An 18667-nucleotide genomic window follows, 5' to 3' on the forward strand; every position below is an offset into this window, starting at 1 on the left:
GTCGCCGCCGCCGCGCTCGCCGCGCCGATCAACGGCTCCACCCTCGAGCCCGTCAAGGAGCCGCTCGCCGCCCCGGAGCCCCTCGCCGCCGCGCCTGAGTCCCTCGCCGAGGCGTGGCGCGCGCCCGCCGCGCCGGGCTCGCGGCCGCTGAGCGTCGACGGGGTGACGGTGAGCCAGCAGGACTCGGAGCTCGCCGGCCTCGACCCGGAGGGCAACACGCTGTGGTCCTACCGCCGCGACGAGGCGCTGTGCGCGGCGGCACAGGGCTTCGGCCGGGTCGTGGGCGTGTATCACTACGACGGGGGCTGCGGGGAGGCCGTGAGCCTCGAGGCGGACTCGGGTTCTTACGCCGACACCCGGCAGGCGCTCGCCGCCGGCTCCGTCGAGGCGCTCTCCTCGAACGACCGGGTGGGCATCGCCGCCCCGGAGCGCGTCGAGCTGTGGCGCTCGGATCTCGTGCGCACCGTCGAGTACGGCGAGATCCCCGCCGCCCAGGAGCCCGCGACCCAGCCGCACCCGGGCTGCACGATCACCTCGGCGCTCACCCGCCAGGAGCTCCTCGCCGTCACCGAGCGCTGCCCCGAGGAGCCCGACGAGCGCCCCGAGGACGACGCGGCCGTGCCCACCGAGCCCGGCACGTGGCTACGCATCATGTCGACCTCCCCGGAAGACTCCCGCGCCCCGGAGCTCTCGGCCTCGGTGGCGCTGCCCGAGGGCGCCCGGCTCGTCGCCGTGAGCGGCGAGGCCGCCGCGGTCCTCTCCCCCGACGGCACGGTCGTCGCCTACAACGACGACGGCGCGGAGCTCTCCCGCTCGACTGCCGGGGAGAGCCGCATGCTCACCGGCGAGGGCGCGCCCCTCGTCGCGCCGACCGCGGACCTGCCGCACCACATGACCTACTTCGACGGGGAGCGCCTCGTGCTCTTAGAGCCGGCGACGCTCAAGGTGCAGGCGACCTACCCGGACGCCAGCGGCACCGGGGTGCCCGTCGGCGGGGAGCTGCTCTACCCCACCGGGGAGGGCATCGCCGTCGCCGAGCCCGGCGCGAACGCCCCGCACCGCACGATCCCCGTCGCGCGCGACACCCCCGCCACCGGGCTCGCCGTCGCGGGCGAGACGATCGTCGAGCGCCGCGGCGCCGAGGTCGTCGGACTCCAGGCCGGCTAGCGGTCCCGCCCGGCGGGCGCGGGACGGGCGGGATTATTCCTCGTCGTAGCGCTCCTGGGCCCACTCGATCGCGGGCCTGGAGAACAGCGCCACGAGGCAGACCAGGGCGCTGGCGAGAGACAGGCCGCCGAGCAGCCACGCCCCCGCGCTGAACATGGAGAACGCCATGGGCACGAGCAGGATCTGGAAGATCGCCACGGGCCCGCGGGCGCGGCGCATCCGGCCGCGCAGCATGCCGATCGCGCCGATCGCGACGGCGCCGAAGACGATGATGAAGAACACGGCGGTACCCGCCGCCACCCAGTCCATCGAGCCCTGCCCGTCGGTGACGATGGACTCGTCGCGCGCGCCGACCGCCTGGCGCACGAGCAGGATGCCCGCGTAGACGAATCCGACGGCCGCCTGGATGAGGCCGACGGCGGAGCCGACGCGCACCTGCGTCGGCGGGGCCGGGTGGGAGCTTCGGGCTTCGGCGTCGCGCTGACTAGTCACGCCTCCGTACTCTATCGCCTCGTCCGAGGGTTCCCGCCCCGCCCCGGCGCCGCGGGCCGCGCGGCGGGGACAAAACGGCGCGGTTAACTCCGGGCGCGGGCGTTGAACTCGAGGGAAACTCACGCCCCGCCCGGGCGCCGCGAGCTGGGAGTCTCCCTGGGACTCCGCGGGGAAAGAACTATGATATCCCACACATTTGCGCCGGGAACTGTAGCCAAGGCCCCGGAAACCGTGCCATGATTCCCGGGTACCTGCGGCGGCGAGCCGCGCGGGGCAACCCCGGGGGCACCCGGGTTTGTGCCCCGCATCCCAGGCCCGCTTGGGCCCGCCTCCCGCGCCGACGGGGAGGCGCAAGCCCGCGCCCCGCCTTGAGACTTTTTTCTTCTAAGGCCTCGCCGCCCGACCTGCCCGCAAGACCCCTGTGACCACCGCTTACGGAAGTAAGGAGCATCAACCATGGATTGGCGCCACCAGGCCGTGTGCCGCGACGAGGACCCCGAGCTGTTCTTCCCGGTCGGCAATTCCGGCCCCGCCCTCGCCCAGATCGCGAAGGCGAAGATCGTGTGTAACCGCTGCCCGGTGACGAACCAGTGCCTCTCCTGGGCCCTGGAGACCGGCCAGGACGCCGGCGTGTGGGGCGGGCTCTCCGAGGACGAGCGCCGCGCGATCAAGCGCCGCGCCCGCGCGAACCGCCGCGCCTCGCGGGTCGCGGCCTAGCCGCTCCCCCGGCCGCAGCTGGGGCCGCCGCCCGGCGCTGCGCTAGGATTGTGAGCCGTTGTCCGTCAACGACACCGCCCGTGCCGCGGGAAGACCGTATTTAAGGAGGGATCCGCGATGAGCAAGCGTGCCCGTAAGCGCAAGAACCGCCGCAAGAACAAGGCGAACCACCGCAAGCGCGCCAACATCTAGGTCGCCCACGCGACCGATCCGGCGCCGCGGCCCCGCCGCCCAGGACTCGTGAAGGTCCGGGCGGCGGGGCCGCCGCCGTATCGGGGCGCGGTCGCGCCTTAGTGGCCGCGGGCCGCGCCGCGCAGCCGGCGGGTGATCGTCACGCGCAGCCGCGCCGGCGCGGGCTCGGCGCGACTCACCGCGCGCATCCGGGCGCGCAGCGCGGCCTCCCTGAGGAACCGCGCGCGGCACGCCGGGCAGGAGACCAGCTCGTCGTAGGCGGCGCGGCACGCCGCCGGGGAGGGCCGGGAGTCGAAGAAGACGACGAGCCGCTCGTGGACCGCGGCCGCGTCGCACTCGCAGCTATCCTCGTTGCCGCTCATCGCTTCCTCCCCTTGCTGGACTTCTTCTTTTCGTCTTGCTCCGCCTTGGAGACGTCGATGCCTCGCTCGCGAGCCACATCCTTCAACAGCGCGCGGAGCTGTTTTCTTCCGCGGTGGAGCCTCGACATCACCGTGCCGATGGGAACGTCGAGGACCTCGGCGATCTCCTTGTAGGCCAGCCCCTCGACGTCGGCGTAGTAGACGACCATCCGGTAGTCCTCGCGAAGCTGCTTCAAGGCGTCGACGATCTCGTTGTCGGGCAGGTTGTCGAGCGCCTCGACCTCGGCGGAGCGCAGCCCGCTCGAGTCGTGGGAGGCGGTCGTATAGAGCTGGTAGTCGGTGATGTCCTCGCTCGGGCTCTGGGTGGGCTGGCGCTTCCGCTTCCGGTAGGTGTTGATGTAGCTGTTCGTCATGATGCGGTATAACCACGCCTTGAGGTTCGTGCCTTCCGTGAAGCGGTCGAAGGCCTGGAAGGCCTTCATGTAGGTCTCCTGGACGAGGTCCTCGGCGTCGGCGGGGTTGCGCGTCATCTTCAGCGCCCCGCCGTAGAGCTGGTCGAGCAGCGGCAGCGCCTCGCGCTCGAAGCGCCGCTCGAGCGTCTCGTCGTCGGTCACTGGACCGCCGCCTTTCTTCGTCGATCGGGGCCGGGTGGCAGGGATGTTCTTCGCCGCGCCGCTCCTAGGCCCGCGCCGCGGGCCCGAGGAGCTCGGGGTAGTCGTTGGCCACGGAGCCGACCTCGCTGGCCGCCTCGGTGGCAACCAGCCGGTCGCGCACCCTCGGCGGGGTCGGGTGGAGCAGCTCGCGGCCGGCGTCCTCGTCGCCGGTGGCCCAGGCCTCGACCTCGGCATCGTCAAGAAAGCGCGGCATCCGGTCGTGCAGCCAGTCGATGGGCTTCGCCGAGGCGGTCGTGACGATCGTGCACGACAGGCGGTCGAGCCCGGTGTCCCACAGGCCCGCGGCCCACAGCACGCGGCCGTCGTCGCGGCGCACGAAGCGCGGCTTCTTGTCCTTCCACTCGTAGTAGCCGTCCATGGGGATGAGGCAACGCTTCCCGCGCGTCGCGGAGCGGAACGACGGCTTGGTCGCGGCGGTCTCCGCGCGGGCGTTGAACAGGGTGGGGCCCTTCTCGTCGCGCTTCCAGTGCGGGTAGAGCCCCCAGCGCGCCGGCTCGACGAGCGCCTCGAGCCCCTCGCCCGCCGCGCGGAGCCGCACGACCGGCACGGTCTGGGTGGGCGCGACGTTGTAGCGCGCGTCCGGGGTGCCCTGCGGCGCGCCGACCGAGGCGACGCCGGGCAGCCCCGCGACGGCGCTCAAGAGCCGCTCGCCGACGGTGAAGAGCACGAACCTGCCACACATGCCTTCTATTATGGTGTGGTGGCTTCCTCCCCGACCAGTGAATGGACCGCCCCCACGGCCGAGCGCCCGGTGCGCGGCGTCGTCGCCGTGCCCGGCTCGAAGTCGGCGACCAACCGCGCGCTCGTCATCGCCGCGCTCGCCGAGGGGCCCTCGACGATTCGCGGGGCGCTCGACTCGCGCGACACCCGGCTCATGGCCGCCGCCCTCGAGGCGCTCGGCGCGCGCGTCGAGTCGGCCGGCGGGGAGCTGCGCGTCACGCCCGCGCCGAAGGGCGGGCGCGGCGAGGCGAGCGTCGATTGCGGGCTCGCGGGCACGGTCATGCGCTTCGTGCCGCCGCTCGCGGCGCTGGGCGTCGGCCCGGTGCACTTCTTCGGCGACGAGCAGGCCACGGCCCGGCCCATGGGCCCCGTCCTGGAGGCGCTGCGCGCCCTCGGCGCGACCGTCACCGGCGAGGCGCTGCCCTTTAGCGTCGCGGGTCCCGCTCGCGGCGGGCGCGTGACTATCGACGCGTCGGCGTCCTCCCAGTTCGTCTCCGGGCTGCTGCTCGCCGGCGCCGCCCTCCCCGACGGCGTCGAGGTGGAGCACGCCGGCGGGACGCTACCGTCTGCGCCGCACATCGCCATGACCGTGGACATGCTGCGCGCCGCGGGCGTCGACGTCGCCGCCTCGAAGGAGCGCTGGCAGGTCGCGCCCGGCCCGGTCGCCGCGCGCGACTGGGTGGTCGAGCCGGACCTCACCAGCGCGGCGGTGTTCCTAGCCGCGGCCGCCGCGACCGGCGGGGCGGTGACGATCAGCGGCTGGCCGGCCGCCACCACGCAGCCCGGCGCGCTGGCCGTGGGGATCCTCGAGCGCATGGGTGCGCGCGCGACGCTCACCCCACGGGGGCTGGCGCTCGCCGGCCCGGAGCGGCTGCGCCCCATCGACGTCGACCTCGGTGACGTCGGCGAGCTCGTGCCGACGGTCGCGGCGCTCGCAGCGCTGACCGACGGCACCTCGACGATCACCGGGGTGGCGCACCTGCGCGGCCACGAGACCGACCGGCTCGCGGCGCTCGCCGCGGAGATCACCGCGCTCGGCGGCTCCTGCGAGGAGCTCCCCGACGGGCTGCGCATCGCCGGGCGGCCGCTGAGCGGCGGGCCGTGGCGCTGCTACGCCGACCACCGGATGGCCACCGCGGGCGCGATCATCGGGCTCGCCGTGCCCGGCGTGCGCCTCGACGACGTGGCGTGCACCTCGAAGACGCTGCCCGACTTCCCCGAGCGGTGGGGCGCGCTCGTCGCGGGGGGCGCGCGTGGCTAGGCGGCGCTTCGACGAGTCGGACGTGAAGATCCGCCCGGGCAAGGGCTCCCGGCCGCGCACGAAGAAGCGGCCCCGCCACGACGACGCGCTCTTCGGGATGGTGGTGAGCAAGGACCGCGGCCGCTGGGGCGTCGTCCTCGACGAGGAGGCCGCCAAGGCTGAGCCTGCGGTGGTGGCGTGCATGCGCGCCCGGGAGCTCGGCCGCACCCCCATCGAGGTCGGCGACCGAGTCGGCGTCGTGGGCGACACGAGCGGCAGACCCGGGACCCTCGCGCGGATCGTCATCCTCTCGGAGCGCTCCACCGTGCTGCGCCGCACCGCGGACGACACGGACTCCTACGAGCGCACGGTCGTCGCGAACGCCGAGCTGCTCCTCATCGTCACCGCCGTGGCCGATCCGCCGCCCCGGGAGGGCTTCATCGAGCGCGGCGTCATCGCCGCCGTGGCCGGGGGCTTAAAGCCCGTGGTGTGCCTGACGAAGACGGACCTCGCCGACCCCGGGGAGTTCGCCTCGCGACTCACGGACCTGGACGTGCCGGTGCTCGCGGTCGGCACGGGCGACGGGCTCGACGATCTCAAGAAGCTCATCGCGGGTAGGGTCTCGGCGCTCATCGGGCACTCGGGCGTCGGCAAGTCCACGCTCGTCAACCGGCTCGTGCCCGACGCCCACCGAGAGACCGGCGACGTCTCCGCGATGGGCAAGGGGCGGCACACCTCCACCCAGGCGGTCGCGCTGCGGCTGCCCGAGGGCGGTTGGGTTATCGACACCCCGGGCATCCGCTCGCTGGGGCTCGCGCACGTCAGCGAGGACGACGTCATCGGCGCCTTCGAGGAGATCGACGAGGCGACCGAGCGCTGCCCGCGCGGCTGCGGGCACCTGGGCCCGCCGGCGGACCCGGAGTGCGAGCTCGACCGGCTCACCGGCGCCGACGCACGCCGCGCCGATGCGGTCCGCGGCCTGCTCACCGCGCTGCGCAGCAAGGAGCACTGGGAGGACTAGGAAGGCTCCCCGCGGGCCACGCCGCGCGTCCCGGGACGCTACTTTTCCGCCGGGGTGGGCGCGGGCGAGGAGAAGAACTCGCGCAGCGGCGGAGCGGCCGCGCGCCGCGCGGCGACGAGCAGCAGGACGAACGCCGCGAGGCCCGCGAAGCTCTGGAGGTTGCCGACGAGCCACTGCAGCGGCTGGAAGGCGAACTCGGCCTGCTCGTCGTCGTAGACCTCGTAGAAGGGCACGAGGTTGACGATCCCGACGATGCCGGCGGCGACGCGCACGATGGTGTCGCGGGCGAGGAAGAGCAGCGGGAAGGCGACGATGATGCCCGCCCAGTGGTGGGTGACCGCCACCGGCGCAGACAGGCTCACCGCGAGCACCGTGACAAGCATCGTCTCCACGCGGCGCCCGGCGGCGAGCAGCCGGTAGGCCGCCCACATCGCGAGCAGCGCGAAGACGATGAGGCCGGGGCCCATGATCGCGGCCGCGAGGTCCGGGTCCATGCCGGCTCGGGTGAGCGGCCCGGTGATCGCCTGGTTGGGCGGGAAGCCGGGTCCGCCGGCCCGGTCGAGGATGAAGAACTCCTCGGTCCAGAAGCGCCACGCCTGCTCCGGCGCGGTCGCCGCGCCGATGAGCGCGGTGACGAAAAACGCCCCCGCGGAGCGCCACACCCCGCCCCAGTCGCGGCGCACGAGATAGACGATCGCGTAGGCCGCGGGCGTGATCTTGATGCCCGCGGCGACGCCGATGCCCACGCCGCGCAGCCGGTGGGGCGTGAAGCCGAGCACGTCGACGGCGACGAGCAGCATGAGAAAGACGTTGATCTGCCCGAAGAACATGTGGCTGACGATCGGCTCGATCGCCAGCGCCGGCCCGGACAGCCCCGCGGCGATAAAGGCGGGGCGGCGCGCGCCGAGCCGCGTCGCGGCCATCGCGAGGATCGCGTAGATCGCGGCGATCGTCGCGATCGTCCACAGCACCTGCATGGCGGTCTCCCCGACCCAGGTGAGCGGCACGAACAGCAGCGCGGCGAAGGGCGGGTAGAGGAACGCGAAGCCGGAGCGGCTCGGGAAGTCCTCGCCGTAGAGGCCCCAGCCCTCGGCAAACGCGCGCCCGGCGTCGCGGAACACCCCGACGTCGAGCAGGTAGCCGGTCGCGGCGCGGTAGAGGAACACCCCGGACATGACCGCGGCGAGCGCGATGCCCACCCAGATCAGTGCCTGCGGGACCCAGGCGCCGCGGCGCGGCGCCGCGGGCGTGGACGACGACTCTGTGGCCGGCTTCAAAGAACTTCCCCTCCGCTGCCATGAGCTACTCTCCGGCGGGCCGCACGCGCGCCCGCCGTCGGGTGCCGGGCCCAGCCGGGGCGCTAGCCTACCGCACGCCCGGCCCATCCTTGGAGCCGCAAGGCGCGCGCGGGGACGTGTGACGCCGCGCTAGAGCAGCTCGATGAGGACGGGCAGCTCGCTGGGGTCGTAGAACGCGAGAAAGTTGTCGAGCGCGTCGCCGACGGCGAGCTCGGCGTCCTCGTCGCCGAGGTCCGCGGCGTCGATCGCGCCGATCGCGCGCTTGGTGGCCTCCTCAGAGGAGGGCACGTCCACGTGGAGGGCCGCGACGTCGTCGAGCTCGATCTGGGGCGGATCGACGCGCACGACGGACTCGCCGTTGGCGGGCACCGGGGTGAGCGCCTCGTCGGCGACGTCCGCGGAGACGACCGCCCGGCGGTACGGGTAGGGCGTGTCCCCGATGGCCAGCAGCCGAAGGGACGCCTCGGCGGCGTCCTGGAAGGCGGCGTGGGCGATCTCCTCGTCGTCGCCCTCGGTGTAGAAGGCGCGCAGCGCGTCGGTGACCGCGAAGCCCCACCCGGAGCGCACCGGCATCGACCCCTCGTCGCGGAGCGTCTCGAGCAGCCCGACGGTGGCCGGCAGGTAGACCCGCACCCTAGAACTCCCCTTCGATGTCGAAGAGGCTGGTGATCTCCACGGAGGTGCGGTCGAAGGTCTGGTACATCACCCCGATGAGCCCGTGCTCGACGGCGGCGCGCACGTTGACGATGGAGTCGTCGACGAGCACGCAGTCCTCGGGGCGCAGGTCGAGGGTCTCCGCGGCGAGGCTGAAGGCCTCCGGCTCGGGCTTGTCGATGCCCGTCTCCCCGGAGAGCAGCACCTTGTCGACCCAGCCGTTGTCCGCCCAGCGCTTGATCGGCTGGGCCTTCGGCCCGCCCGGATCGTTGGAGTAGATGGCGGTGGCCACGCCGTTGTCCCGAACCGCGGCGATGAGCTCGCGCCAGCGGCGCTGCTCGTCCTCCGCCCCGTCGAGTACCCCCGCATAGTCGAGGATGAGACCCCTCACGTGCGCTCCTTTCTCCCCGGATAGCTCGCGTCACGCACCGGGCCGCCGGCGGTTGCCGCGGCCGAATTCCGTGCCACAATACTACGCACGCCCGCCCCCGCCTCGCTCCCGCCGACAATGAGGGAGTACAGAGGCCTTGCTCACCGCCCTGCCCGGACACAGCTTTCTCCACCAGCACGCGCCCGCCCCGGCGCGCGCCCAACCCGACCCCGAGGCTAGGGCGCTCGCGCACCGCCGCGCGCTCGTCGCCCTCGAGGTCGCCGCCAAGGTCCGCCCGGCCGGCCAGCTGCGGCGCGAGAGCTTCGCGCCCGCGGTGCGCCGCCGGCTGCTCGCCGAGCCGCCGCTTCCCCCGGGGAGGGTGGAGCTTGTGAGCATCCACTGCCGGCCCGCGGTCGGCGGGGGCTTCGAGTTCTTCGGCTCGGCGCGCTGCGCGGCGCGCACGCTCGCCTACGCGGGGCTTCTCACCGGCGGGCTGGTGCGCGACTTCGACGTCGTCACCTGACAACGCCCGCGCAGGGCCGCTCCCCGCCGCGGCCGTCGCCTGTTCCGGCGCAGCCGCGGGGCGAGGGCCTCGGGCGGCCGGCGCGCTACGCGAAGGCGAGGCCCTCGAAGTCGCCGCGGGTGCGCCAGCGCTCGGCGAGCTCGAAGAAGGCGCGCTGCCCCTTCGGGTAGCCCACGGCGCGGCGCTCCTCGAGGCCAGGCTCCTTGCCGCCGCCGTTGTAGTAGCCCGGGGTGCACTCCTGGTCGCCGAACGGGGTTCCGTTGTTCTCCAGGTAGGAGACCCACTCGTCCTCGGCCTTCTTGTCCGGCTCGAAGGTCTTGGTGTCTCGCTGATCGAGGCCGTCGAGCACGGCGCGCAGCGCGCGGGCGCTGTGCACGTAGTTCTGGCTCACGTTCGAGGCGAGGAGCGCGGCCTGGACGTTCTGCTGGAGGAAGAGGTTGGGGAAGCCGCGGGTGAACCAGCCCATGTAGGTGTAGGGCCCATCGACGAACTTCTCGTTCAGGGTCCGCCCGCCGCGGCCGACGATCTCGAAGTCGGCGTCCTTCGCGGCGTTGCGCAGGTACTGGAAGCCCGTGCCGTAGACGATGAGGTCGACCTCGTACTCGCGGCCGGCGACGACCACGCCGTTCTCGGTGATCTTCTCCACGCCCTTGCCCTCGGTGTCGACGAGGTGGACGTTGTCCTGGTTGAAGGACTGGAGGTACTCGTCGTGGAAACCGGGGCGCTTGCACCAGCGGTGGTACCAGGCCTTGAGGTTCTCCGCGGCGTCCGGGTCCTTGACGAGCTCGTCGACGCGGTCGCGGATCCCGCCCTGGATGTCGTCGTCGTTGGCGAGCACCGCGTCGCGGTAGGTGCCGCCCTCGCCGAGCTCCTCGACGCTCCGCTCGACGCGGCGCGCCATCTGCGTCCAGCCGTCGGCGAGCAGGTCCGGGGAGTCCTTCTTCGGGAAGCGGCCGTGGCGCCACTCCTCGGCGTGGTCGATGAAGTTCTCGTAGAGGAGGTCCTGCCAGCCCTCCTTCGCGGTGAGCTCGTCGAGCCAGTCGTAGTCGACGGGGCCGTTGTTGCGCTCCGCGACGGCGGTCGGGGTGCGCTGGATGACGAACAGCTCGCCGGCGGTCTTCGCGAGCTCGGGCACGGCCTGCAGCGCAGTCGCGCCCGTGCCGATCATCGCGACCCGCTTGTCCCTGAGCTTCTCCATCGGCTCGCCCTCGGGGCTGCCGCCGGTGATGCGGTAGTCCCAGCGGGCGGTGTGGAACCAGTCGCCCTTGAAGTCCTCCACGCCCTCGAAGGTGGGGATGATCGGCGTGGAGAGCGGCCCGATGCCCACCACCACGACGGTGGAGGTGAACCGGTCGCCCCGGTTGGTCTCCACGAGCCAGGCGTCGTCGTCCTCGAGCCACGTGAGCCTGGTTACGCGGGTGTGGTAGTAGGCGTGGGAGTCGACGTCGAACGTCGCGGCGATGCGCTCGGCGTGGCCCCGGATCTCCGGGCCGTGGGCGTACTTCTCGGTGGGCAGGTAGCCGGTCTCCTCGAGCAGCGGCAGGTAGACCATCGAGGCGGTGTCGCACATGAGCCCCGGGTAGCGGTTCCAGTACCACGCCCCGCCGGGCCCGCCGGCGGCGTCGAGGAGCCGGTAGTCGCGGCCGGCCTTGGTGAGCTCCGCGGCGGAGAGCAGCCCCGCCCAGCCCGCGCCGACGATGGTCGTCTCCACGTGGTCGGTCAGCGGCTCGCGCGGCTCGACCTCGCGGTAGGGGTCCTGCGCGTCGGGGTCGATGAGCTCTTCGAGGCGGCGGAAGCCCGCGCCCGTCTCCGCGAGGGCGGCCTTGCGCTTGTCGCGCTCCTCGGCGTAGCGGCGCTGCGTGTCGTCGGTGCGTACGTCGGTCATAAACCCTCCTCTTACGGTATGCCCGCACACATTAACAGAGTTTTTGTGCGCCATCACACATAAGAGCAGATGTATCTCCCGGTAGACCCCCGACCCGCGGGAACCCGCGCCGCGCCCGCCGGCGGCGACCTGCCGCAAAGACGAGCCGCCGCCCCAGACACAGCGTCCGGGGCGGCGGCTAAAGGGTCTCTAGAGAACCCGGCCTAGCTGGCCGCGGCCTCCTCCTTCTCCTTCTTCTCCTCGGCCTGCGGGAGGAAGCGGCTGCGCAGCTGGAAGAGCTGGCGCACCGTCTCCTCCTTGATGCCGTCGTTCATCGCCTTGAAGAGGTCGCCGCCCTCCTTCTGGTACTCGACGAGCGGGTCGCGCTGCGCCATCGCGCGCAGCCCGATGCCCTCCTTGAGGTAGTCCATCTCGTAGAGGTGCTCGCGCCACTTCTGGTCGATGACCGGGAGGATGACCATCCGCTCGAGGTCGCGCATCTGCGACTCGCCCGCGACGGAGGCCACCGCCTCCTCGAGCTGCGCGTACTGGGCGTGCGCGTCCGCGAGCACCGCCGCGGCCAGGTCCCGGGCCTTGAGCTCCCCGGCCGGGCCGTAGTCGGAGCCGTCGATGAGCTCCTGGTAGCCCATGCTCGGCCCGTAGAGCTGCTCCAGGGCAGACCACAACCGATCGAGGTCCCAGTCCTCGACGTAGCCCTCGGCGGTCTCCGCGTCGACGTAGCCGTTGATGGTGTCGTCGATCATCTGCGTGATCGTCTCGGAGATGTCCGCAGCCTCGAGCAGCTGGCGGCGCTCCCCGTAGATGACCTTGCGCTGCTGGTTGAGGACCTCGTCGTACTTCAGGACGTTCTTGCGCATCTCCTGGTTCTGGTTCTCCACCTGGCCCTGCGCGTTCTTCACCGCCCGGGTGACCATCTTCGCCTCGATCGGCACGTCGTCGGGCAGGTGGAGCCGGTTCATCATCTGCTCCATCGTCTGCCCCACGAAGCGCACCATGAGCTCGTCGCGCATCGACAGGTAGAAGCGAGTCTCGCCCGGGTCGCCCTGGCGGCCACAGCGGCCGCGCAGCTGATTGTCGATGCGGCTCGAGTCGTGGCGCTCGGTGCCCACGACGTAGAGCCCGCCGTTCTCGCGGGCCTCGTCGCCGAGCCGCTTCGAGCGCTCCTTCGCGCCCTCGATCTCGTTGTCCCACGCCTCCTGGTAGGCCTCCGGGTCCTCGAACGGATCGAGGCCCCGCTCGCGCAGCTTGATGTCCAAGAGGATGTCCGGGTTGCCGCCGAGCACGATGTCGGTGCCGCGGCCGGCCATGTTCGTCGCGACCGTCACCGCGCCGGGCAGGCCCGCCTGCGCGACGATCTCAGCCTCCTCCTCGTGGTGCTTCGCGTTGAGCACCTTGTGCTTCACCCCGCGACGGGTGAGCAGCTGGGAGAGGTACTCGGAGCGCTCGACGGAGGTGGTGCCCACGAGCACGGGCTGGCCGGCGGCCTGACGCTCCTGGATATCGCTCGCGACCGCGGCGAACTTCGCCTCCTGGGTCTTGTAGATCCGGTCCTGGTCGTCCTGGCGCTGGGTCGGCAGGTTCGTCGGGATCGGCACGACGTCGAGCTTGTAGGTCTGGTTAAGCTCCGCGGCCTCGGACTGGGCGGTACCCGTCATGCCCGCGAGCTTGTCGTACATGCGGAAGTAATTCTGCAGCGTGACCGACGCGAGCGTCTGGTTCTCGTTCTTGATGTCGACGTGCTCCTTGGCCTCGATGGCCTGGTGCATGCCCTCGTTGTAGCGGCGCCCGTCGAGGATGCGGCCGGTGAACGAGTCGACGATCTTCACCTCGCCCTTGGCGACGATGTAGTCCTTGTCCTTCTCGAAGAGCTCCTTCGCCTTGATGGCGTTGTTGAGGTAGCTCACCAGCTGGGAGTTCTCCGGGGAGTAAAGGTTGTCAATGCCGAGCTGGTCCTCGACGAAGCTCACGCCCTCCTCGAGCACGCCGACCGTGCGCTTGCGGCGGTCGACCTCGTAGTGGGTGCCCTCCTTCATCCGCGGCGCGAGCTGCGCGAACACGTTGAAGTACTGCCCGGAGCCGTGCACCGGCCCGGAGATGATCAGCGGGGTGCGCGCCTCGTCGATGAGGATGGAGTCGACCTCGTCGACGATCGCGTAGTGGTGGCCGCGCTGCACGACGTCGCCCAAGCTGCGAACCATGTTGTCGCGCAGGTAGTCGAAGCCGAACTCGTTGTTCGTGCCGTAGGTGATGTCCGCGTTGTAGGCCTCGCGGCGCTCCTCGGGACGCATGCCACTTAAGATCACGCCGACCGACAGGCCGAGGAAGTGGTGAACGCGGCCCATCCACTCGGCGTCGCGCTTGGCCAGGTAGTCGTTGACCGTGACGACGTGGACGCCCTTGCCCTCCAAGGCGTTGAGGTAGGCGGGCAGCACGCAGGTGAGGGTCTTACCCTCGCCGGTGCGCATCTCGGCGACGTTGCCGAAGTGCAGCGCCGCGCCGCCCATAACCTGCACGAGGTAGTGGCGCTGCTTGAGCACGCGCGCGGACGCCTCGCGGGCGGTGGCGAACGCCTCGAGCAGGATGGAGTCGAGCCCCTCCCCGTCGGCGATGCGGCCCTTGAACTCGTCGGTCTTCGCCCTGAGCTCCTCGTCGCTCAGCTCCCGATACTCGTCCTCGAGCGCGAGGACGTCCTTGGCGATCTTCTCAAGGTTCTTCACCACGCGACCTTCGCCGGCTCGCAGCAGCTTCGAGAGTCCAAACACGTGTCTTCAGAGTCCTTTACCTGGCGCGGGGACAGATGTGCACGGGACATTGTACGCAGCACAAGTGGGAAACGGAACCACACCAACGCCCGCCGGCGCGCCGGCGAACCCGCCCCGGCGGGCCCCGCGGAAGACACGGCGACGCCCCGCCGCCCGCGTGGTCGCGGGGGCGGGGCGCAGCTCCCGGCCGGCGCGCCCGGCGCCGGCCCGAGGGCCTTGGGTTAGGCCTCGGTGAGCTCGATGAGGCCGTAGTCGTAGGCGTGGCGCCGGTAGACCACCGAGGGCCTCTTGGTCTCCTCGTTGACGAAGAGGAAGAAGTCGTGGCCGACGAGCTCCATCTCGGAGAGCGCGTCGTCGACGCTGATCGGCTTGCCCGGGTGGCGCTTGGTGCGCACGATCTGGCCGGGCTCCTCGAACTCCACCTGGTCCTCGTACGGGTCGGCCGGCGGCTCCTTGGAGCGCTCGGCCTCCTCCGCGAGCTCCGCGGCGATTTCGCCGGTGCTCTTCGGGACGCGGTGGCCCGACTGGGCGATCTTGCGGCGGGCCTTGACCTTCCGCAGCGAGCGCTCCATCTTCCCCACCGCGGACTCCAGGGCGGCGTAGAAGCTATCCTCCGCGGCCTCGGCGCGGGCAACGTGCCCGCTGCCGGTCGCGGTGATCTCCACCCGCTCGGCGCGGTCCTCGAGCCGGGGGTTGTTCTCGTGGCGGAGCAAAACGACGAAGTGGGTCAGCGACGGGTCGAGCCGCTCGACCTTGGAGAGCTTGTCGTTGACTCGGTCCGCGAAGTGCTCCGGCACCTCGACGTTGCGCCCGGTGATCTGAACCTGGGCGGCGTCGCGCCCCTGGGGGGAAGTGTTCGGCATATGAGACGTCCTCTCAAACTGTATCGGGCGGAAACCGGACAACCCCCAGTTTAATGAAAAACACACGCTTAAGGCCAGGGTTAATTTTTTCATACGAGCCAGGAAACACTCCCGGCCCGCGGCCGGCGGTTGCGGGCTCTTCTACTCGGTGGCGCGGGCGACGATGGGCAGGGAGCGCACCCCCTGCAGGCCGGGGACCTCGCGCCAGTAGCGGCGCTCCTCGGTCATGCCCGCGGAGCGCTGCCGGATCGCGAGCGAGTCGGTGAGGTACAGGGTGCTGCTCGTCGCGGCGACGCCCACCACCGGGGCGGAGACGTTCTCCGAGGGCAGGGGGCTCAGCTCCGCGCCGTCGTGGCCGAGCTGCCAGATCGGGCTCTGCGCGTTGGACGTGCCCACGACGAGGTCGCCGTCGGGCAGCCACTCCAGCGAGACGGCCGTGCCCTCGAGCCGGCCGGCGATCTCGCTGAGCTGCTCGAGGCGCCGCTCCCCCGGGCTCGGGCGCGCCACTGCCGCCCGGTAGACCCGGCCGTCGACGATGAGCGCGGCGCGCGCCCCGTCCGGGGAGAGCCGCAGCACCGAGACCGAGCCGTCGAGGTCCTCGAGCTCCTCGGCCTCGACGTCGGCGGTCTCGACCGCGCCGCCGGCGCCCCGGGAGGCGCGCACGATCCGCTCCCCGTCGACGACGACCCAGCCCGACTCGCCGTCCGGCTCGAGGGTGGGCCGCGCGATCGTCGATGCCTGCAGGACCGGAGCGACCGGCCCGTCGACGGCGCCGACGACGAGCTCGGAGTCGCCGTCCGCGCGGCTGCGTACCGCCATGGCGGTGCCGTTGTCGGCGATCTCCGCCGAGGAGACGCGCCCGCCCTGCCCGAGCTCACCGCCGACCGGCTGGGTGGTGTTGGCAGAGACCCTAGACACCCCGTTCTCGTTGAGCGCGAAGAACTCCGGCGGCGACTCGGCCTCCCGCTCGGGAGAGACGTCGGTGAAGTCGTCGGCGCTCACGCCGTCCTCCCCGCCGAGCACCGAGCCGTCGAACTCGAAGAAGTAGGGCCCGGAGACCTGGGCGCGCTGCAGCGTCCACGCCAGCTGCGCGGCGAGCCCGGAGAACTCCTCCTGGCTCATGCCCCCGGCGCCGACGAAGTGGAAGGTCCCGTCCTGGAAACCGGTGTAGGTGAGGTCCTCGGGCGCGCGGGTCTCCACCGCGGGCGCCAGCGGCTCCGAGGGCCCGCGAAGCACCCGGTTGATGAGCGCGCTCGGCTCGGCGCGCAGCTGCGAGTACAGCCAGCGCCGGTCGCCGACGAGCCGGTCCCCGCCGGAGCGGTAGAAAAACACGTCGCGCGGCCGGTAGTGCTCGAGCAGCTGCCCGCGCTCGAGCAGCGTGCCGTTCGGCACGTCGGTGAGCAGCCACTCGTCGTCGGCGTTCTTCTCGAGCTCGACCTCGGCGCGGTAGCTGCCCGTGTGCGCGGTGTAGCTGCCGTTCGCGTCGAGCGAGCCGACGACCTCCCCGGCGACCTCGAAGGCGCGCGCGTTCGACCCCCTAGTCGTCGAGGTCGTGATGTTGATGCGGTCGATGACCAGCGTCGACTCGTGCGGGTCCCAGTCGACGGCCGCCCGGTCGCCGAGGAAGCCGCGCGCGGCCTGGTAGTCCTGCGTGGGGATCGCCGCGGCCTGGTAGAAGCCGCGCAGCGTGACGTCCGGGTCCTCGCCCGCGACCGGCTCGAGGTTCTGCGCCTCCGAGGGCTGCGGGTCGTAGGCGCGCAGCACCTCCGGGTCGGTGTTCGCCGGCAGGGAGGTGCATGACTGCGCGGCGAGCGCAGCCGCGGCGAGCGCCGCGACCAGCGCCGCTTTCCTTCGAAAGCTCACCTCGTCTCCCCCTCGTCCTCGTCGTTTTGATCGTCCGCATCGTTGTCTCCGCCGGTGGCGTCGGAGGCCGCGGCGGCGCGCTCGTCGAGGAGCGCCACGCCGCGCAGCGCCTCGATGCCCGGCGCGTCGCCGGGAACGGGCACGCCGCGCTCGTAGAGCCGCTCCCGCTCGGCGGGCTCGAGCCAGTCGGCCTCGCCGGGGGCGCGGTCGTCCTCCCCGGGCGGGAGCGCCGGGGTGCGCTCGGCCTCCTCGTCGGGGGCCGGGGCCTGCGGGGCGCCCGGCGCGACGAGCGGCAGGGGCGGCTCCCCGATCGGGGCGTTGGGGCGCCTGGGCAAGACGAGCCGGAACTGGGTGCCCACGCCGAGGGTGCCGGCCGCATCAAGGCTCCCGCCGTGGAGCTGCGCGTCCTCGAGCGCGATCGCGAGCCCCAGCCCGGAGCCGCCGGAGTGGCGCTTGCGGGAGGGGTCGGCGCGCCAGAAGCGGTTGAACACGAGGTCCTCCTGGCCCTCCTTGAGGCCGACGCCGCGGTCGGTGACGGTCACGGCGACGGCGTCGGCGTTGGCGGCCCAGCGCACGGCGACGGGGTTGCCCTCGGAGTGGTCGATGGCGTTGGCGATGAGGTTGCGCAGGATCCGCTCGACGCGGCGCGAGTCGCCGGTGAGCGAGAGGTCCTCGCCCTCGCCCTCTAAGGTGACCTCGACGCCGAGCTGCGCGGCGAGCTGCTCGACCTGGCGCCACGCGGAGCGGGCGCACGCGTCGATGGTGAGCGGCTGCTCGCTCAAGTCGGCCATGCCGGCGTCGTGCCGGGAGATCTCGAGCAGGTCGGCAAGCAGCTGCTCGAAGCGGTCGAGCTCGCTGGTCATGAGCTCGGAGGCGCGCTTGGTGCCGGCGTCGAACTGCTCGGCGCGCGCCTCGATCATGTCGGCGGCCATGCGCACGGTGGTCAGCGGGGTGCGCAGCTCGTGGGACACGTCGGAGGTGAACTGGCGCTGCAGGTCGCCGTACTCGGTGAGCTGCCTGATCTGCCGGGAGAGGGACTCGGCCATGGAGTTGAAGCTCACCGCGAGCCTGGCCATCTCGTCCTCGCCCTCGACGGGCATGCGCTCGCGCAGGTGGCCGCTGGCGAGCCGCTCCGCGATGCGGGACGCGGAGCGCACCGGGGTGATGACCTGCTGGGCCATGAGCCAGGTGATGCCGACGAGCAGAACGACGACGACGATGACGGCGGTGGCGATGAGCCCGCGCATGAGCGCCATCGTGGCCTCCTCGTTCTCCATGGACTGGACGAGGTAGATCTGCAGGCCGGGGATCTCGGCGTCGGTGGGCGAGCCGATGATCAGCGCGTTGTAGGCGCTGCCGTCGCCGCGGGTGACGGGCACGAACTGGTAGGCGATCTGGCCCTGCTCGACGAAGCGGCGCAGCCGCTCGGGGATGGCGTAGTCCTCCGGGGCGGTGAGCACCCGGTCCTCCTGGTCGGCGACCAGCAAAACGGGGTCGTAGAAGGTCGCGGCGTCGCTGTCGCGGTTGGACTGGCTGGTAAGCGCGGCGCGCGCGGCGGCGAGGCGCGCCTGGTACGGCTCGCCGGGCGATCCGGCGTCGATGGCCTGCTCGACGTCGCGGCGCGCGCCGTCGATCTCCGCGGCGGCGGCGTCGAGCTTCGCGTCGACGAGGCGCTGGGTGACCACGGAGATCATCGCAAAGCCGAGCAGCACCATGACCAGGGTGGTGGCCACGAAGATGCTGCCGATGACCTTGACCTGCAGCGAGCGGCGCCAGTACCCGGCGAGCCGCTCGCCCAGGCGGGTAAGAGTGCCCCACACTCCCCTACCGCCCGGCCCCGGTGATGAGGTGTCCTCGCTCATGA

General features: G+C 72.0%; 18 protein-coding genes. 6 read left to right on the forward strand and 12 right to left on the reverse strand.

Annotated elements, in window-relative coordinates; genetic code table 11:
* A partial coding sequence (locus tag HMPREF9719_RS09635) for an Rv3212 family protein (RefSeq protein ID WP_004601016.1) occupies window positions 1-1167 on the forward strand: 1167 nt, incomplete at its 5' end.
* Window positions 1168-1200: 33 nt separating this feature from the next.
* On the opposite strand, the gene HMPREF9719_RS05640 is transcribed toward HMPREF9719_RS09635, so the two are convergent.
* Window positions 1201-1659, reverse strand: a complete 459-nt coding sequence (locus HMPREF9719_RS05640; protein WP_004601017.1) for a hypothetical protein — start codon at window positions 1657-1659, stop codon at window positions 1201-1203.
* A gap of 456 nt (window positions 1660-2115) precedes the next feature.
* On the opposite strand from HMPREF9719_RS05640, the gene HMPREF9719_RS05645 reads away from it, so the two are divergent.
* Window positions 2116-2376 (forward strand): WhiB family transcriptional regulator, encoded by a 261-nt coding sequence (locus HMPREF9719_RS05645; protein WP_004601018.1) that lies wholly within the window; start codon window positions 2116-2118, stop codon window positions 2374-2376.
* Window positions 2377-2493: 117 nt separating this feature from the next.
* Window positions 2494-2568 (forward strand): 50S ribosomal protein bL37, encoded by a 75-nt coding sequence (locus tag HMPREF9719_RS09905; protein WP_407636368.1) that lies wholly within the window; start codon window positions 2494-2496, stop codon window positions 2566-2568.
* 98 nt (window positions 2569-2666) lie between these two features.
* Here the strand turns inward: HMPREF9719_RS09905 and HMPREF9719_RS05650 are convergent, their stop codons facing one another.
* The 3 genes from HMPREF9719_RS05650 to HMPREF9719_RS09815 all read right to left on the reverse strand — a co-directional run bounded on the left by HMPREF9719_RS05650 (window position 2667) and on the right by HMPREF9719_RS09815 (window position 4286).
* On the reverse strand, window positions 2667-2930 hold the full coding sequence (locus HMPREF9719_RS05650) for an anti-sigma factor (protein WP_004601019.1): 264 nt from the start codon (window positions 2928-2930) through the stop codon (window positions 2667-2669).
* On the reverse strand, window positions 2927-3544 hold the full coding sequence (locus HMPREF9719_RS05655) for a sigma-70 family RNA polymerase sigma factor (protein ID WP_004601020.1): 618 nt from the start codon (window positions 3542-3544) through the stop codon (window positions 2927-2929). Before HMPREF9719_RS05655 ends, HMPREF9719_RS05650 begins: the two co-directional genes overlap by 4 nt.
* Window positions 3545-3608: 64 nt before the next feature.
* Complete coding sequence (locus tag HMPREF9719_RS09815; RefSeq protein WP_004601021.1) at window positions 3609-4286, reverse strand: SOS response-associated peptidase; 678 nt, start codon at window positions 4284-4286, stop codon at window positions 3609-3611.
* An 18-nt stretch (window positions 4287-4304) separates the two neighbouring features.
* Between HMPREF9719_RS09815 and aroA the strand changes: the two genes are divergently transcribed.
* The gene (gene aroA, locus HMPREF9719_RS09820) at window positions 4305-5585 is read left to right on the forward strand and encodes a 3-phosphoshikimate 1-carboxyvinyltransferase (RefSeq protein ID WP_038082840.1); all 1281 of its coding nucleotides are present in this window, start codon (window positions 4305-4307) and stop codon (window positions 5583-5585) included.
* Entirely contained in the window at window positions 5578-6585 is a 1008-nt protein-coding gene (rsgA, locus tag HMPREF9719_RS05670; RefSeq protein ID WP_004601023.1) for a ribosome small subunit-dependent GTPase A, read from the forward strand. Before aroA ends, rsgA begins: the two co-directional genes overlap by 8 nt.
* A gap of 38 nt (window positions 6586-6623) precedes the next feature.
* Here rsgA and HMPREF9719_RS05675 read toward each other — a convergent pair whose 3' ends face one another.
* From HMPREF9719_RS05675 to HMPREF9719_RS05685, 3 genes are all read right to left on the reverse strand, one after another.
* Complete coding sequence (locus tag HMPREF9719_RS05675; protein WP_004601024.1) at window positions 6624-7862, reverse strand: glycosyltransferase 87 family protein; 1239 nt, start codon at window positions 7860-7862, stop codon at window positions 6624-6626.
* Between the two features lie 150 nt (window positions 7863-8012).
* The gene (locus HMPREF9719_RS05680; RefSeq protein ID WP_004601025.1) at window positions 8013-8516 is read right to left on the reverse strand and encodes a DUF6912 family protein; all 504 of its coding nucleotides are present in this window, start codon (window positions 8514-8516) and stop codon (window positions 8013-8015) included.
* A 1-nt stretch (window position 8517) separates the two neighbouring features.
* Window positions 8518-8928 carry an HAD-IA family hydrolase gene (locus HMPREF9719_RS05685; RefSeq protein WP_004601026.1) on the reverse strand — a complete coding sequence of 137 codons (411 nt, stop codon included), beginning with the start codon at window positions 8926-8928 and terminating at the stop codon, window positions 8518-8520.
* Window positions 8929-9064: 136 nt separating this feature from the next.
* On the opposite strand from HMPREF9719_RS05685, the gene HMPREF9719_RS05690 reads away from it, so the two are divergent.
* Window positions 9065-9430, forward strand: a complete 366-nt coding sequence (locus HMPREF9719_RS05690; protein WP_004601027.1) for a hypothetical protein — start codon at window positions 9065-9067, stop codon at window positions 9428-9430.
* A gap of 85 nt (window positions 9431-9515) precedes the next feature.
* Here HMPREF9719_RS05690 and HMPREF9719_RS05695 read toward each other — a convergent pair whose 3' ends face one another.
* The 5 genes from HMPREF9719_RS05695 to mtrB all read right to left on the reverse strand — a co-directional run bounded on the left by HMPREF9719_RS05695 (window position 9516) and on the right by mtrB (window position 18665).
* A complete protein-coding gene (locus HMPREF9719_RS05695) occupies window positions 9516-11315 on the reverse strand; it encodes a flavin-containing monooxygenase (protein ID WP_004601028.1) in 1800 nt (599 codons plus the stop codon).
* Window positions 11316-11518: 203 nt separating this feature from the next.
* Complete coding sequence (gene secA / locus HMPREF9719_RS05700) at window positions 11519-14077, reverse strand: preprotein translocase subunit SecA (protein ID WP_004601029.1); 2559 nt, start codon at window positions 14075-14077, stop codon at window positions 11519-11521.
* Window positions 14078-14298: 221 nt separating this feature from the next.
* The gene (hpf, locus tag HMPREF9719_RS05705) at window positions 14299-14940 is read right to left on the reverse strand and encodes a ribosome hibernation-promoting factor, HPF/YfiA family (RefSeq protein ID WP_004601030.1); all 642 of its coding nucleotides are present in this window, start codon (window positions 14938-14940) and stop codon (window positions 14299-14301) included.
* A gap of 141 nt (window positions 14941-15081) precedes the next feature.
* A complete protein-coding gene (locus tag HMPREF9719_RS05710) occupies window positions 15082-16803 on the reverse strand; it encodes an LpqB family beta-propeller domain-containing protein (protein ID WP_004601031.1) in 1722 nt (573 codons plus the stop codon).
* A complete protein-coding gene (gene mtrB / locus HMPREF9719_RS05715) occupies window positions 16800-18665 on the reverse strand; it encodes an MtrAB system histidine kinase MtrB (protein ID WP_004601032.1) in 1866 nt (621 codons plus the stop codon). Before mtrB ends, HMPREF9719_RS05710 begins: the two co-directional genes overlap by 4 nt.
* Window positions 18666-18667 lie beyond the last annotated feature (2 nt).

The sequence above is a fragment of the Corynebacterium otitidis ATCC 51513 genome (assembly GCF_000296405.1).
GTDB lineage: Bacteria > Actinomycetota > Actinomycetes > Mycobacteriales > Mycobacteriaceae > Corynebacterium > Corynebacterium otitidis.